This window comes from Burkholderia sp. LAS2 (genome assembly GCF_018417615.1).
Taxonomy (GTDB): domain Bacteria; phylum Pseudomonadota; class Gammaproteobacteria; order Burkholderiales; family Burkholderiaceae; genus Burkholderia; species Burkholderia sola.
Genome location: NZ_CP071052.1, coordinates 1,562,566 through 1,576,724, shown reverse-complemented (window position 1 = coordinate 1,576,724; position 14,159 = coordinate 1,562,566). Strand labels below are relative to the sequence as shown.

Below are 14,159 nucleotides of genomic sequence, written 5' to 3'. Positions count from 1 at the left end.
TCGTCAATCGGTCGTGGCGGAAGTGGCAGGATGCAGGTCCGCATCGGGCACCCAGAATACCGCACGGCCGTCGGGCGTGTCGCGCTCGTCGACCTCGACCGGTCGCAGGCGGCCGCCGCGGCACGGGCCGCCGACGCACTTGCCGGTATCCGGCGCGTAGATCGCGCCGTGCGTCGCGCACATCAGATAGAGGCCCGACGACTCGAAGAACTGCCCTTCGGCCCAGTCAAGCTCCATCGGCACGTGCGCGCAGCGGTTCAGGTAGCCGTACGCGCGGCCGTCGTAACGCACGAAGAACACGACGGCCTGCTCGCCGCGCAGCGTCGCGTCGACGCGCACGCCGACGCCGCCGTCGGTCAGCGCGTCGGACGCGCATACGCGCACGGCGTCCGGCGCCGCGCTCATGCGTGCTCCCGCAGCCAGGCGGCCAGCGCGCCGACGTCCGGCGCGACGAAGCGCGGCGTGAGCGCCGCCAGCGCATCGGCCGGGTGCGCGCCGTACGCGACGCCGACGCCGGCCGCGCCGGCGCTGGCGGCCATCTGCAGGTCGTGCGTGGTGTCGCCGATCATCACGGTGCGCGACAGGTCCTGCCCCAATTCCCGTGACAACTCGTGCAGCATCGCCGGATGCGGTTTCGAGAACGTCTCATCCGCGCAGCGCGTCGCATCGAACCAGCTCGTCAGTTTCGACTGGTCGAGCACGCGGTTCAGCCCGACCCGCCCTTTGCCGGTTGCGACGGCGAGCAGGTAGCCCGTGTCGCGCAGTTCGGCGAGCAGCTCGCGCACGCCGGCGAACAGTTGGATGCGCTGGTCGTCGAGCAGATAGTGATAGCGGTAGCGTTCGGCCAGCCGCGCATAGTCGGACGGATCGAGGGTCGGAGCCGTGATCTGCAGCGCGTCGCGCAGCCCGAGGCCGATCACGTAGCGGGAGGCCTCGTCGGACGGCGTGGGCAGACCGAGATCGCGGCATGCGGCCTGGATGCTGTGCGCGATGTGCGCAGTCGAATCCATCAGCGTGCCGTCCCAGTCGAAGACGATCAGGTCAAATTGCTGTCGAGCCATGCGGTTCAGGCGGTATCGCGCAATGCGCTGAGTTGATCGAGGAAGCGCCGGCATTCGGCCGGCAACGGCGCATCGAACTGCAGCGCCTCGCCGGTCAGCGGATGCGCGAGCTTGAGGCGGTGCGCATGCAGGAACATCCGCTTCAGCGACGGCTGCGCGTTCGCGCGCGCCAGCGCCTTGTTCAGTGCGAAATCGCCATACTTCGCGTCGCCGGCGATCGGCAAGCCGAGATGCGCGAGGTGCACCCGTATCTGATGGGTCCGACCCGTTTTGAGTTCCGCTTCGACGAGCACATAGTCGGACCAGCGGTCGACGAGGTTGAACACCGTATGCGAGGCCAGCCCATCGTCCTGCACGCGCACGCGGCGCTCCCCTTCCGGGGTCGAATACTTGAACAGCGGCGCCTTCACCGCGCGGCGCCGGCCCCAGTCGGATTGCCATTCGCCATGCGCGCACGCGAAGTAGCGCTTGTCCATCCGGTTCTCGCGGATCTGCTCGTGCAGGGCGACGAGCGCCGTGCGCTTCTTCGCGAGCATCAGGATGCCGGACGTCTCGCGGTCGAGCCGATGCACCAGTTCGAGGAATTTCGCGCGCGGGCGCGCCTGCCGCATCTGCTCGATCACGCCGAACGCGACGCCGCTGCCGCCGTGGACCGCGACCCCGGCCGGCTTGTCGATCACGAGCATCGCGTCGTCCTCGTACAGCACGTCGAAATTCGCGGGCGGCACGACCGGCGTGTCGGCGCGTGCGAGGTCGGCCGCGGCCACGCGCACCGGCGGCACGCGGACGAGGTCGCCCAGTTCCAGGCGGTACTGCGCGTCGATCCGGCCCTTGTTCACGCGCACTTCGCCGCTGCGCAGGATCCGGTAAATATGGCTTTTCGGCACGCCTTTACAGACGCGCAACAGGAAATTGTCGATACGCTGACCGGCCGAGTTTTCGTCGATCTCGATCATCGATACCTGGCCGCTTGCGACCGAATTCTGGGATATTTTGCCTAACTCATTCATACTGAATATAATTTTGCCCAGCCTGACGTTGTGGGTGGCCTGATCGGCCGGCCCCGGCTGAATTGGGCAAGGCGCAAGCGCAAACCGCTATTTTACTTGCGCCGGGGGTCCGCTGCTCGCCCCTAATCAAAGAGATGCAGCAAGTTGCACGCACGGCGCCGCCCGTCGGCAAGGATCGCGCCCACAGGCGGATTCGGTCGGCAAGGCGCCGCGGTAACGGAAAGTTGGTTGAAAAGAATTTGATCGGCAGCCCGACGGCGCGCAGTGCGTCCGCAGGCTGCCGGTTGCGAAAATTACGGCGTTGCGCCCGATTTGGCCCCGCGAAGCGTGCGGGGCTTGGCGACGTCAAACCAGGGAAGTACACCCCAAGCGGGAAAGTCGGGCTGGATTCGATACTCCCCGCTGCGGCCCAAGCCGCAGCATCTGCCGCCCGTCGGCGCGCGCGACGCATTGCGCGCGCCCGTGGCAATGCCCGGACAGGCTTAGCGCGCTTTTGCAGCGTGCGGTGTGTGAACGCCGTGCTTTGAAGCCGTATTCGCAGGTGCCCTATGGCCGCCGGCCCCGTCTTTCGGGCCCAAGCGCCTCTTCAGGCAATTCTCCCCGCCAGCGTTCCCGCTCCAGCGTGCTCGTGACAACACAACAAGGTGCGGCCTGCCGTCGTTCCCGCCCTCGCCACTGACAACCGCGAGGCGCCGGCAGCGGAGCCGCCTGGAGTCGTTCATGAAACGCATGCTGTTCAATGCGACGCAGCAGGAGGAGCTGCGCGTCGCCATCGTCGATGGGCAAAAGCTCATCGACATCGACATCGAAACCGCCGGGCGCGAACAGCGCAAAGGCAATATCTACAAAGGTGTCATCACCCGTATCGAGCCGTCGCTCGAAGCGTGCTTCGTCAACTACGGCGAAGACCGCCACGGCTTCCTGCCGTTCAAGGAAGTCGCCCGCCAGTACTTCAAGGACGGCATCGACATGCGCTCCGCGCGCATTCAGGATGCGCTGCGCGAAGGCCAGGAGCTGATCGTCCAGGTCGAGAAGGAAGAGCGTGGCAACAAGGGCGCCGCCCTCACCACCTTCATCTCGCTCGCCGGCCGCTACCTCGTGCTGATGCCGAACAATCCGCGCGGCGGCGGCGTGTCGCGCCGGATCGAAGGCGACGAGCGCCAGGAACTGCGCGAAACGATGGCGCAACTGCAGATTCCGGACGGCATGAGCATGATCGCCCGTACCGCGGGCATCGGCCGCAGCGCCGAGGAACTGCAATGGGACCTGAATTACCTGCTGCAACTGTGGCGCGCGATCGAAGCGGCGTCGCAAAGCGGCAACGCCGGCCAGCCGATGCTGATCTATCTGGAATCGAGCCTCGTGATCCGCGCGATCCGGGACTATTTCCAGCCCGATATCGGCGAAATCCTGATCGACACGAACGAAATCCACGATCAGGCCCGTGCGTTCATGGACATCGTGATGCCGGACAACGTCGCGAAGGTGAAGCGCTACCACGACGACGTGCCGCTGTTCTCGCGTTTCCAGATCGAGCACCAGATCGAAACCGCGTACTCGCGCACGGTGCCGCTGCCGTCCGGTGGCGCGATCGTGATCGACCACACCGAAGCGCTCGTCGCGATCGACGTGAACTCGGCCCGCGCGACCAAGGGCGCGGACATCGAGGAAACGGCCACCCGCACGAACCTCGAAGCGGCCGACGAAGTCGCCCGCCAGCTGCGCCTGCGCGACCTCGGCGGCCTGATCGTGATCGATTTCATCGACATGGAATCGGCGAAGAGCCAGCGTGAAGTCGAGCAGCGCCTGAAGGACGCGCTCAAGCACGACCGTGCGCGCGTGCAGATGGGCAAGATCTCCCGCTTCGGCCTGATGGAGCTGTCGCGCCAGCGCCTGCGCCCGGCGCTGTCGGAAGGCAGCCACGTGACGTGCCCGCGCTGCAACGGCACCGGCCACATCCGCGATACCGAATCGTCCGCGCTGCAGGTCCTGCGGATCATTCAGGAAGAAGCGATGAAGGAAAACACCGCGGCGATCCACTGCCAGGTGCCGGTCGAGGTGACCGCCTTCCTGCTGAACGAAAAGCGTCAGGAAATCAACAAGATCGAGTCGCGCTTCAAGGTCGGCATCGTGCTGATCCCGAACAAGCACCTCGATACGCCGCACTACAAGCTCGAGCGCCTGCGTCACGACGACGCGCGCCTCGACGATCCGCGCGCATCCTGGAAGATGGCCGAGGAAGCGGCCCGCGAGCTCGAGTCGGAAACCGGCTACAGCAAGCGTGCGGCCGAAGTGAAGCCGAAGCAGGAAGCCGCGGTCAAGGGCATCACGCCCGAGCGTCCGGCACCGAGCCCGGCGCCGCAGCGTCCGGTCGAACCCGTTGCGGCCCCCGCCCCGGCGCCCGGCGCCGCGGCAAGCGGCGGCTTCATCGGCTGGCTGAAGGGCCTGTTCGGCGTGTCGCCGGCACCGGCGCCCGCACCGGTCGCGCCAGCCCCGGCGAAGGAGCAGGCAGCCCGCCCGGCTCGCGAGCGCACCGAAAAGACCGAGCAGCGCGGCGGCGATCGCAACCGCAACCGTCGCGGCGGCGCCCAGCAGGCGCAAGGCGGCCGTGACCAGGCAGCCGCCGGCCGTGGCCAGCCGCAACGCCAGGAGCGCGAAGGCAAGGAAGTGCGCGAACCGCGTGAAGGCCGTGAGCCGCGCGAGGGTCGTGAGCTGCGTGAGGGCCGCGAGGGTCGCGAAAACCGCGAAGGTCGTGAAAACCGTGAGGGTCGCGAAGGCCGCGAGGGCCGTGGCCCGCGCGAAGGTCGCGAGCCGCGTGAAGCCCGTGAGCCGCGCGAACCGCGGGAAAACCGCGAACCGCGCGAGCGCGTCGAACAGCCGGAAGGCGTCGAAGCAGCCGGCCGTGGCGAGCGCCAGGAACGCGGCGAGCGTCGCGAGCGCGGCGAACGCCGCAAGCCGACCCAGCATGCGGCCACGCTCGAAACCGTCACCCGCGGCGAAAACCATCCGGAACCGGAAACCGACAAGGCTGTTGCAGAAGCCCTGCCCGGCGCGGAACTGGCAGCCGATGCGGAAGCCGGCGCACGTGACGGCGAAGAACGCCGCCGTCGCCGTCGCGGCCGCCGCGGCGGTCGTCGCGAGCGCGAGGAAGACGGCTCGGTCGACCAGGCCGAGCAAGGCGCCGAAGGCGAAGTCGCGGCGCAAGCCGTGACGCCGGTCGCGGCCGAACCGGCCCACACTGCCGCACCGGTAGTCGTCGCGGCCGCGGCCAGCGCGGTCGCCGTGGAAGCCGTCGCCGAGCAGCATGCCGCACCAGCCGCTGTCGAAGCGCAGCCGGCGCCGGCACACGCCGAAGCGGCTCCGGCCGCCCCGGTCGAGCCCGTCGTCGCCGTCCAGGCAGCAGAACCGGCACCGGTCGCACCGGCGGTCGCGGAAGCGGGCCCGGCGCCGGTCGCGGTATCGCCGACCGATGCGTTCGAAGTGCCGGCGGCCGCTCCGGTCGCTGTCGAGGCGCCGCAAGCCGCGCCGGTCGCTGTCGAGGCGCCGCAAGCCGCACCGGTCGAGCCAGCCGCACCGGCCGTCGCGATCGAAGCCGCTCCGGTGGCAGTCGAACCGGCACCGGTCGAAGCAGCACCGGTCGAAGCAGCGCCTGTCGACGCAGCACCGGTCGAGGCCGTCGCCGCACCGGCACCGACGCCGGCTCCCGCACAACCGGCAGCCGCGCCCGCTTCGGCGAGCCTGGATGTCGTGCTGGAGCAGGCCGGTCTCGTCTGGGTGAACACGGACGCCGACAAGTTCGCGGCCGCGCAGGAAGCCGCATCGCGACTCCCGCGCCCGGCCCGCGTGCCGCGCGAACGCAAGGTGCTGCCGCCGGCCGATACGGCCCCGATGCAGCAGGTCGAAACGACGCACCACTGAACGGCGCATCGCACGACCTAGGAAAAGCCCGCCTCCGGCGGGCTTTTTCACGTCCGCGCTGCGGGTTTCCGCCCACCGGCCCCGCCGGCCGGTTGCGGCTAAAATAGCAGTCTGGTTCGCACTTCTTCCAACATGTCCCGACGCATCATTCCCCTCGCCGACGTCAGCGGGATGCCGGACGTCTCCGGCGTCGCGCATGCCCCCGACGGCACGCTGGCCGACACGTTCGCCCGGCCGCTGCGCGACCTGCGCATTTCGGTGACGGATCGCTGCAACTTCCGTTGCGTGTACTGCATGCCGCGCGCGGTCTTCGACAAGGACTATCCGTTCCTGCCGCACAGCGCGCTGCTTACGCACGAGGAAATCGAGCGCGTCGCGCGGCTCTTCGTCGCACACGGCGTCGAGAAGATCCGCATCACGGGCGGCGAGCCGCTGCTTCGCAAGAACCTCGAATTCCTGATCGAGCGGCTCGCGCGCCTGACGACGCACGCAGGCCGCCCGCTCGACCTGACGCTGACGACCAACGGCTCGCTGCTCGCGCGCAAGGCGCGCGCGCTGAAGGACGCCGGGCTCACGCGCGTCACGGTCAGCCTCGATGCGCTCGACGATACGCTGTTCAAGCGCATGAACGATGCGGAGTTCGCGAGCGCCGACGTGCTCGACGGCATCTTCGCCGCACAGGCCGCGGGCCTCGCGCCGGTCAAGGTCAACATGGTCGTGAAGCGCGGCACCAACGACAGCGAGATCCTGCCGATGGCCGAGCGTTTTCGCGGCACCGGCGTGATCCTGCGCTTCATCGAATACATGGACGTCGGCACGTCGAACGGCTGGAACATGACCGAGGTGCTGCCGTCGGCGGACGTCGTCGCGCGCATCGCCGAACATTTCCCGCTCGTGCCGCTCGAGCCGCACACGGCGGCCGAGACCGCGCAGCGCTGGGGCTATGCGGACGGCAGCGGCGAGATCGGCGTGATCTCGAGCGTCACGCAGGCCTTCTGCGGCGACTGCACGCGCGCGCGGCTGTCGACCGAAGGCAAGCTGTACCTGTGCCTGTTCGCGTCGACGGGGCACGATCTGCGTGCGCTCGTGCGCGGCGGCGCGACCGATGCCGAGATCGCGACCGCGATCGCCCGCATCTGGCACGCGCGCACCGACCGCTATTCGCAACTGCGCGGCAGCGCATTGGCCGACGGCGCGCCCGACGGCGCCGGCAAGCGCGTCGAAATGTCGTATATCGGCGGCTGACGCACGCCGCTCTGTCCATCCGCGCACGATGCCCGCTCCCGCCTCCCCGTCGATCGCCGGCCTGCTGCTCGCGGGCGGGCGCGCCACGCGCATGGACGGCGTCGACAAGGGCCTGCAACTGCTCGACGGTACGCCGCTCGCGCTGCACGTACTGCGCCGGCTGTCGCCGCAGGTCGACGAGACGGTGATCAGCGCGAATCGCCATGCCGATCGCTATGCCGAACTCGGTGCGCCGTTCGACGCGCGCATCGTCGCCGACGAAACACCCGACTTCCCCGGGCCGCTCGCGGGCCTGCTTGCCGGCATGCGCGCGGCGCGCGCACCGCTGGTCGCGTGCTCGCCGTGCGATACGCCCTATCTGCCCGCCGACCTCGTCGCGCGGCTGCATGCGGCGCTCGACGCGCAACAGGCCGATATCGCGATGGCGGTCACCGTCGACGCGCAGCAGATGCGCTCGCCGCAGCCGACGTTCGCGCTGCTGCGCACGTCGCTGGCGGACGACCTCGCCGCCCGACTCGCGGCCGGCGACCGCAAGATGCGTGCGTGGTACGCACGCCACACGACGGTCGAAGTCGAGTTTCGCGACGAGCGTGCGTTTTACAATGCCAATTCCTGGCAGGAACTGGCCGCGCTGGCCCGCCGTTGACGGCCCCGCGCCGTTCCCGCCCGGCGTCTGCCGCACGCGAAACCCGCGCCCCGGCACCCTCCTCGCGCCACCGGCCACGAACCCGATACGCCTTGCGGCGCAGTCCGACTGATGATCACGCAATCCTCGCCCGCCTCCCGAACCGCACCCGACCCCGATGCCCCGCTGTCGCTCGCCGACGCGCAGGCACTCGCGTGCCGCTTCGCGGTGCCCGTCGACGCGTGCGATACGGTGGCGCTGCGCGAGGCGCTCGATCGCGTGCTCGCGGCCGACGTGAGCGCGCCATTCGACATTCCCGCGTACGACAACTCGGCGATGGACGGCTATGCGTTCGACGGCGGAGCCGCGGCACTCGCGTCGGCGCAGGGCGAGGTCGCGATGACGGTTGTCGGCACCGCGTTCGCCGGCCATCCGTTCGACGGCGCCGTGGCGGCCGGTGCATGCGTGCGCATCATGACGGGCGCGCCGATGCCGGCCGGATGCGACACGGTGATTCCGCAGGAACGCGTTCGCGTCGACGGCGACGCGATTCGCTTCGCCGCGCACGACGTCGCGCGCGGCGCGAACTGCCGCAAGGCCGGCGAGGATCTCGCGCGCGGCACCAGTGCGCTCGCCGCGGGCCGCATTTTGCGGCCGTCCGATCTCGGCCTGCTCGCGTCGTTCGGCATCGTCGACGTCACGGTGCGCCGGCGCGTGCGCGTCGCCGTGTTCTCGACCGGCGACGAGTTGCGCGAGCCCGGCGAACCACTCGGCCGCGGCGCGCTGTACGACAGCAATCGCGGGATGCTGATCGCAATGCTCGAACGGCTGCACGTGGACGCGATCGATCTCGGGATCGTCCGCGACGACCCGGCCGCGCTCGAAGCCGCATTGCGCGACGCCATCGCCGCGCAGGCCGATGCGGTGATCACGTCCGGCGGCGTGTCGGTCGGCGAAGCCGATTTCACGCGCGACGTGATGGCCCGGCTCGGCGACGTGACGTTCGCGAGCCTCGCGCTGCGACCGGGCCGCCCGCTCGCGTGCGGTACGCTCGCCCGCGCGGCCGACGACGCCGGTCACGCGCTGTTCTTCGGCTTGCCCGGCAATCCGGTCGCGTCTGCCGTGACGTTCCATGCGATCGTGCGCCCCGCGCTGCTGACGCTGGCCGGCGCGCGCACGCCGCCGCCGGCCATGTACACGGCGCTCAGCACGCAACCGTTGAAGAAACGCCCCGGCCGCACCGACTACCTGCGCGGCATCGCGACGCGCGCCGCCGACGGTCAATGGCACGTCGTACCGGTCGGATCGCAAAGCTCGGCGTCGCTGAGCGGTCTCGCGGCCGCCAACTGTTTCATCGTCCTGGGCCACGATTCCGCGGCAGTCGACGCGGGCGCCCCGGTCGACATCCTGCCGCTCGACGGCCTGATCTGAATTCCAATCGGTATATTTCTACGGGGGCAATCCGCACATGAAGAAACAAATCTCGTCGATCGCCGCGGGGCAGACCGCCAAGGCGCTGATCCTCGTCTACCTGACGTTCAGCGTGCCGATCGTGCTGCTCGGCATTCTCGTTGCGTATATCCGTTACGGGATGGTCGAGTTGAGCACGATCCTGAGCGCACTGCTGCTGAACGCGATCCTCGGTTTCGTGCTGCTGTGGATCGCGTGCCATGCGTACAACTGGGTCGCATCGCGCTTCGGCGGCATCGAGATCGTGCTGTCCGATCCGCCGGAAGAAGCGTGAGCGGCACGCCGCTGATCCGCGCGGCCGACACGCGCGACGTCGGCGCGATCCTCGCGCTGATGCGCGAGCTGGCCGAGTTCGAAAAGCTCACCGAGCTGTTCGTCGCGACCGAAGCCGATCTCGCCGACGCGCTGTTCGGCGAGCATCCTGCCGCCGAGGCACGCGTAGCCGAACAAGACGGCACGATCGTCGCGTACGCGCTGTTCTTCCACAACTATTCGACGTTCCTCGGCCGCCGCGGGCTCTATCTCGAGGATCTGTACGTGCAGCCGTCGCAGCGCGGCACGGGCCTGGGCACCGCGATGCTGCGCCATCTCGCGGCGCTCGCCGTCGAGCGCCGTTGCGCGCGCTTCGAATGGTCGGTGCTCGACTGGAATCAGCCGGCGATCGACTTCTACGAGAAGATGGGCGCGACCGTGCTGCCGGAGTGGCGCATCGTGCGCGTGACGGGCGACGCGCTGGACACGCTCGCCGCGCATTGAACGCGAGCCGGCTGCGCCGGTGACCGCTGCGAAGGAAACGGGCGCCCGTTTCTTCTGTCCGACAGTTGCCAGCAACGCGCGTCACGCGTCGTCCGCGTCGGCGCCTTCGGCCTCTTCCGCGCCGAGCAACCCGGCCGCCGTATCGCCCGGCAACGCCTCGACCTGCTTCAGCTTGCGGTTCATCACACGTGTGCGCTGCTCGGCGGACTCGATCGAGCGCGTGACCGTTTCGAGCTGCGCCTTCGTGCGCGCGAGCACGTCGCCGAACTTGCCGAACTCCGTCTTGACCGCGCCGAGCACCTGCCACACCTCGCTCGAACGCTGCTCGATCGCGAGCGTGCGGAACCCCATCTGCAGGCTGTTGAGCAGCGCGGTGAGCGTGGTCGGCCCCGCGACCGTCACGCGATAGTCGCGCTGCAGCAGGTCGGTCAGCCCCGGGCGGCGCAGGATCTCCGCATAGAGCCCCTCGGTCGGCAGGAACAGCAGCGCGAAATCGGTCGTGTACGGCGGCGCGACGTACTTCTCGGCGATCGTGCGCGCTTCCATCCGCACCCGCGCCTCGAGCGCACGCGCCGCCTCCTCGACGGCCACCGCGTCGGCACGCTCTTGCGCGTCGATCAGCCGCTCGTAGTCTTCGCGCGGGAATTTCGCGTCGATTGGCAGCCACACCGGCGACGCGTCGCGCGTGCCGGCGTCCCGCCCCGGCAGCCGGATCGCGAATTCGACGCGCTCGGTACGCTTCGGCACCGTCACGACGTTCTTCGCGTACTGGTCGGGCGTAAGCATCTGTTCGAGCAGCGCCTCGAGCTGCACTTCGCCCCAGGTGCCGCGCGTCTTCACGTTGGTCAGCACCTTCTTCAGATCGCCGACGCCGGCCGCGAGCGTCTGCATCTCGCCGAGCCCGCGATGCACTTGTTCGAGCCGGTCCGACACGAGCTTGAACGATTCGCCGAGCCGCTGCTCGAGCGTCGCGTGCAGCTTCTCGTCGACGGTGCGGCGCATCTCCTCGAGCTTCGCCGCGTTGTTCGTCTCGATTTCCTTCAGCCGCTGTTCGAGCGTCGCACGCACCTCGCCGATCCGGCGGTCGTTCGCCTCGGTCAGTTGCGTGAGCTGCCGGTTCAGCGTGTCGCCGAACAGCCGCAGCGCGCCCGTTTGCTCCTCGCGTGCCTGCTGGGCCTGGCGCTGCACGCTCTCGCGCATCGCGTCGAACTGCTGCGCGTTGCCGGCGACGAGCTTGCCGAGCTGCTGCGCGAACCCCTCGATCTGGTTGTTCTGCACGGTCGCGACGCTCGTCAGTTGCGCGGCGAGTGTCTGCTGCAACTGGGCGAAGCTGCCGGCCAGCTCGGTACGCGAGCCGCGTGCGGTCTCGACGATCTCGCCGCGCAATTCGCGTTCGAGCCGCTCGACCGCGCGCGCCTGCGCATGCGCGGCGTCCTCGATCTGGTCGCCGAGCACGGCCGCGTCGTCGTGGCGGCCGCCGCCGCGCACGAGCGCGACGATCGCCACCGCGAGCGCGACGGCCAGCACGACGACCGCCGCAAGCAACAACGTCGTCGTCATGCGCGCGGCTTCCCGATCACGTCAGGGTTGATCGGATTCGGCGGCTGCCCCGCACGCGGCCCTTCGCCCAGTGCGGCGATCAGGTTGTCGGCGGCGAGATTGGCCATCGCGCGGCGAGTCTTTTCGGTCGCGCTCGCGATATGCGGCGTCAGCACGACGTTCGGCACCTCGAGCAGCGCCGGATGCACGCTCGGCTCGCCCTCGTACACGTCGAGGCCGGCCGCGGCGATCGTCCCGTCGCGCAGCGCGGCGGCCAGCGCCGCGTCGTCGACGATCCCGCCGCGCGCGATGTTGGTCAGCGTCGCGGTGGGTTTCATCTTCGCGAGCTCGGCCGCGCCGATCGTGTGATGGTTCTCCTTCGTGTACGGCAGCACGAGCACGACATGATCGGCGCGCGCAAGCAGCGCATCCTTCGACACGTATTCGGCATCCAGCTCGGCCTCGATCTCGGGCGCGACGCGCGACCGGTTGTGATAGATCACCTGCATCCCGAAACCGCGCGCGCGGCGCGCAAGCGCCTGGCCGATACGGCCCATCCCGATCACGCCGAGCGTCGAACCGTAGATGTCGGTGCCGAGGAAGCCGTCGTACGCCCACTTCCGCCAGTGACCGGCGCGCAGCCAGTGTTCGGATTCGGCGATCCGGCGTGCGGCGGCCATCATCAGCGCCCAGCCGAAATCGGCGGTCGACTCGTTCAGCACGTCGGGCGTGTTGGTGCCGAGCACGTTCGCCGCGTTGAACGCGGCCATGTCGAAGTTGTTGTAGCCGACCGCCATGTTCGCCACCACCCGCAGGCGCGGCGCCGCCGCGAGCGTGGCCGCGCCGACCGGGTCGCCGGCCGTCAGCGCGCCGTCCTTGTCGGCCAGACGCGCGGCAAGCGCGTCGGGCGCGAGCGCATCGCCGTCGTTCCAGTCGACGTCGAAATACTGCTTGAGCCGTTCGATCACGTCCGGAAAGATCGGACGCGCGACCAGGATCTTCTGCATCGCCATCTCCGCATACCGCGGACGGATCGCGGCGCGCGATGCGCCGCCGGAGCCGCCCGCTCGGGGTTGAAAAACGTCAGCTTACGCCGTGAAGAAAAGCCACGACGTCAGCAGGAATACCGGTATCAGCACGACGAGCGCCCAGCCGAGGTACGCGAAGAAGCTCGGCATCTTCACGCCGCGCGATTCGGCGATCGCCTTCACCATGAAGTTCGGCGCGTTGCCGATATAGCTGTTTGCGCCCATGAACACCGCGCCGGCGGAAATCGCGGCGAGCGTCGACGCGCCGGTCGTCATCAGTGTCTGCGCGTCGCCGCCCGCGAGGTTGAAGAACACGAGATAGGTCGGCGCGTTGTCGAGGAACGACGACAGGATGCCGGTCGCCCAGAAGTACATTGCGTCGACCGGCTTGCCGTCGGGGCCCGTGACGAGATGGACGATCTGCGCGAACGCGCCGTCCGCACCCGCGCGCAGGATCACGATCACCGGCGCGATCGTCACGAAGATGCCCGCGAACAGCTTCGCGACTTCCTCGATCGGCGCCCAGTTGAACGCGTTGCCGTCGCGCGCGGAACGCGGCGTCAGCGCGAGCGACGCGAGCGTCACGACCACGAGCGCGACGTCGCGCACGAGATTCTGCAGCGCGACGTGCGTGCCCCAAACGTCGAACGAGATGCCCGGCTTCCACACGCCGCTCATCAGCACGAGCGCGATCACGGCCGCCAGCAGCACGAAGTTGATCTTGCCGTCGATCGACAGCGCCGCGCCGTCGGGCGTCGGATCGAGCGCGGCCGGCCGCTCCTCGCCGCCCTTCCGGTAGAAGTACGTATCGAGCGCGAAGAACAGCGCGAGCAGCACCGCGCAGATGAACAGCATCGGCAGCGCGAGATGGGTGGTCGTCCAGAAGAAGCTCACGCCGTTCAGGAAGCCGAGGAACAGCGGCGGATCGCCGAGCGGCGACAGCGAGCCACCCGCGTTCGCGACGAGGAAGATGAAGAAGATCACGACGTGCACGACATGCTTGCGGTTGTCGTTGGCGCGCAGCAGCGGCCGGATCAGCAGCATCGCGGCGCCCGTCGTGCCCATCACGCTCGCGAGCAGCGTGCCGAGCGCGAGGATCGCGGTATTCAGCTTCGGCGAACCGTGCAGGTTGCCGTTCACGCAGATGCCGCCCGCGACCGTATAGAGCGCGGTGAGCAGCACGATGAACGGAATGTATTCCTCGAGCAGCGCATGCACGAGCGTGCCGAACGCGGTGCCCGCGCCGAACGCGACCGCGAACGGCGCGAGAAACACGATCGCCCAGCCGGCCGCGATCTTGCCGAAGTGGTGATGCCAGAACACCGGGGCGACGAGCGGGAACAGCGCGATGGACAGCAGGATCCCGGCGAACGGGATGCCCCAGAGCGCGGACAGCGTGGCACCGTCGAGCGTGGCGGCCGATGCGAGCGCGGGAGCGGCGCCAAGCGCGATTCCCGACGCCATGCCCGCCCAGGCGGCATGTCGTTTCATGCGGAACTTCCTTGTT

Annotated in this window: 12 protein-coding genes; 6 read left to right on the top strand and 6 right to left on the bottom strand. The window is 69.0% G+C overall.

The features are described 5' to 3' along the window. Positions 1-3 precede the first annotated feature (3 nt). The 3 genes from JYG37_RS07405 to JYG37_RS07395 are packed head-to-tail and all read right to left on the bottom strand — an operon-like array spanning position 4 to position 2,071. The gene (locus JYG37_RS07405; protein WP_050011481.1) at positions 4-405 is read right to left on the bottom strand and encodes a Rieske (2Fe-2S) protein; all 402 of its coding nucleotides are present in this window, start codon (positions 403-405) and stop codon (positions 4-6) included. Then, positions 402-1,061 carry an HAD-IA family hydrolase gene (locus JYG37_RS07400; protein WP_050011482.1) on the bottom strand — a complete coding sequence of 220 codons (660 nt, stop codon included), beginning with the start codon at positions 1,059-1,061 and terminating at the stop codon, positions 402-404. Before JYG37_RS07400 ends, JYG37_RS07405 begins: the two co-directional genes overlap by 4 nt. A gap of 5 nt (positions 1,062-1,066) precedes the next feature. Next, complete coding sequence (locus JYG37_RS07395) at positions 1,067-2,071, bottom strand: RluA family pseudouridine synthase (protein WP_050011483.1); 1,005 nt, start codon at positions 2,069-2,071, stop codon at positions 1,067-1,069. A gap of 720 nt (positions 2,072-2,791) precedes the next feature. Here JYG37_RS07395 and JYG37_RS07390 point away from each other — a divergent pair. The 6 genes from JYG37_RS07390 to JYG37_RS07365 all read left to right on the top strand — a co-directional run bounded on the left by JYG37_RS07390 (position 2,792) and on the right by JYG37_RS07365 (position 10,085). Further along, positions 2,792-5,989 carry an Rne/Rng family ribonuclease gene (locus JYG37_RS07390; RefSeq protein ID WP_213345978.1) on the top strand — a complete coding sequence of 1,066 codons (3,198 nt, stop codon included), beginning with the start codon at positions 2,792-2,794 and terminating at the stop codon, positions 5,987-5,989. A gap of 132 nt (positions 5,990-6,121) precedes the next feature. Continuing rightward, positions 6,122-7,234, top strand: coding sequence for a GTP 3',8-cyclase MoaA (gene moaA, locus JYG37_RS07385; protein ID WP_213345977.1), 1,113 nt, complete (start codon positions 6,122-6,124; stop codon positions 7,232-7,234). Between the two features lie 28 nt (positions 7,235-7,262). After that, positions 7,263-7,880 carry a molybdenum cofactor guanylyltransferase MobA gene (gene mobA, locus JYG37_RS07380; RefSeq protein ID WP_050011486.1) on the top strand — a complete coding sequence of 206 codons (618 nt, stop codon included), beginning with the start codon at positions 7,263-7,265 and terminating at the stop codon, positions 7,878-7,880. A gap of 111 nt (positions 7,881-7,991) precedes the next feature. Beyond that, on the top strand, positions 7,992-9,290 hold the full coding sequence (gene moeA / locus JYG37_RS07375) for a molybdopterin molybdotransferase MoeA (protein ID WP_050011487.1): 1,299 nt from the start codon (positions 7,992-7,994) through the stop codon (positions 9,288-9,290). A gap of 37 nt (positions 9,291-9,327) precedes the next feature. Continuing rightward, complete coding sequence (locus JYG37_RS07370; RefSeq protein ID WP_006476519.1) at positions 9,328-9,603, top strand: hypothetical protein; 276 nt, start codon at positions 9,328-9,330, stop codon at positions 9,601-9,603. Continuing rightward, a complete protein-coding gene (locus tag JYG37_RS07365) occupies positions 9,600-10,085 on the top strand; it encodes a GNAT family N-acetyltransferase (RefSeq protein ID WP_089488268.1) in 486 nt (161 codons plus the stop codon). Before JYG37_RS07370 ends, JYG37_RS07365 begins: the two co-directional genes overlap by 4 nt. Positions 10,086-10,166: 81 nt before the next feature. On the opposite strand, the gene JYG37_RS07360 is transcribed toward JYG37_RS07365, so the two are convergent. From JYG37_RS07360 to JYG37_RS07350, 3 genes are all read right to left on the bottom strand, one after another. Next, positions 10,167-11,645, bottom strand: a complete 1,479-nt coding sequence (locus JYG37_RS07360) for a DNA recombination protein RmuC (RefSeq protein WP_050011489.1) — start codon at positions 11,643-11,645, stop codon at positions 10,167-10,169. Further along, positions 11,642-12,631, bottom strand: a complete 990-nt coding sequence (locus tag JYG37_RS07355) for a 2-hydroxyacid dehydrogenase (protein WP_050011803.1) — start codon at positions 12,629-12,631, stop codon at positions 11,642-11,644. Before JYG37_RS07355 ends, JYG37_RS07360 begins: the two co-directional genes overlap by 4 nt. An 81-nt stretch (positions 12,632-12,712) precedes the next feature. Continuing rightward, positions 12,713-14,143, bottom strand: coding sequence for a sodium:proton antiporter (locus JYG37_RS07350; RefSeq protein WP_213345976.1), 1,431 nt, complete (start codon positions 14,141-14,143; stop codon positions 12,713-12,715). Between the last annotated feature and the right edge of the window lie 16 nt (positions 14,144-14,159).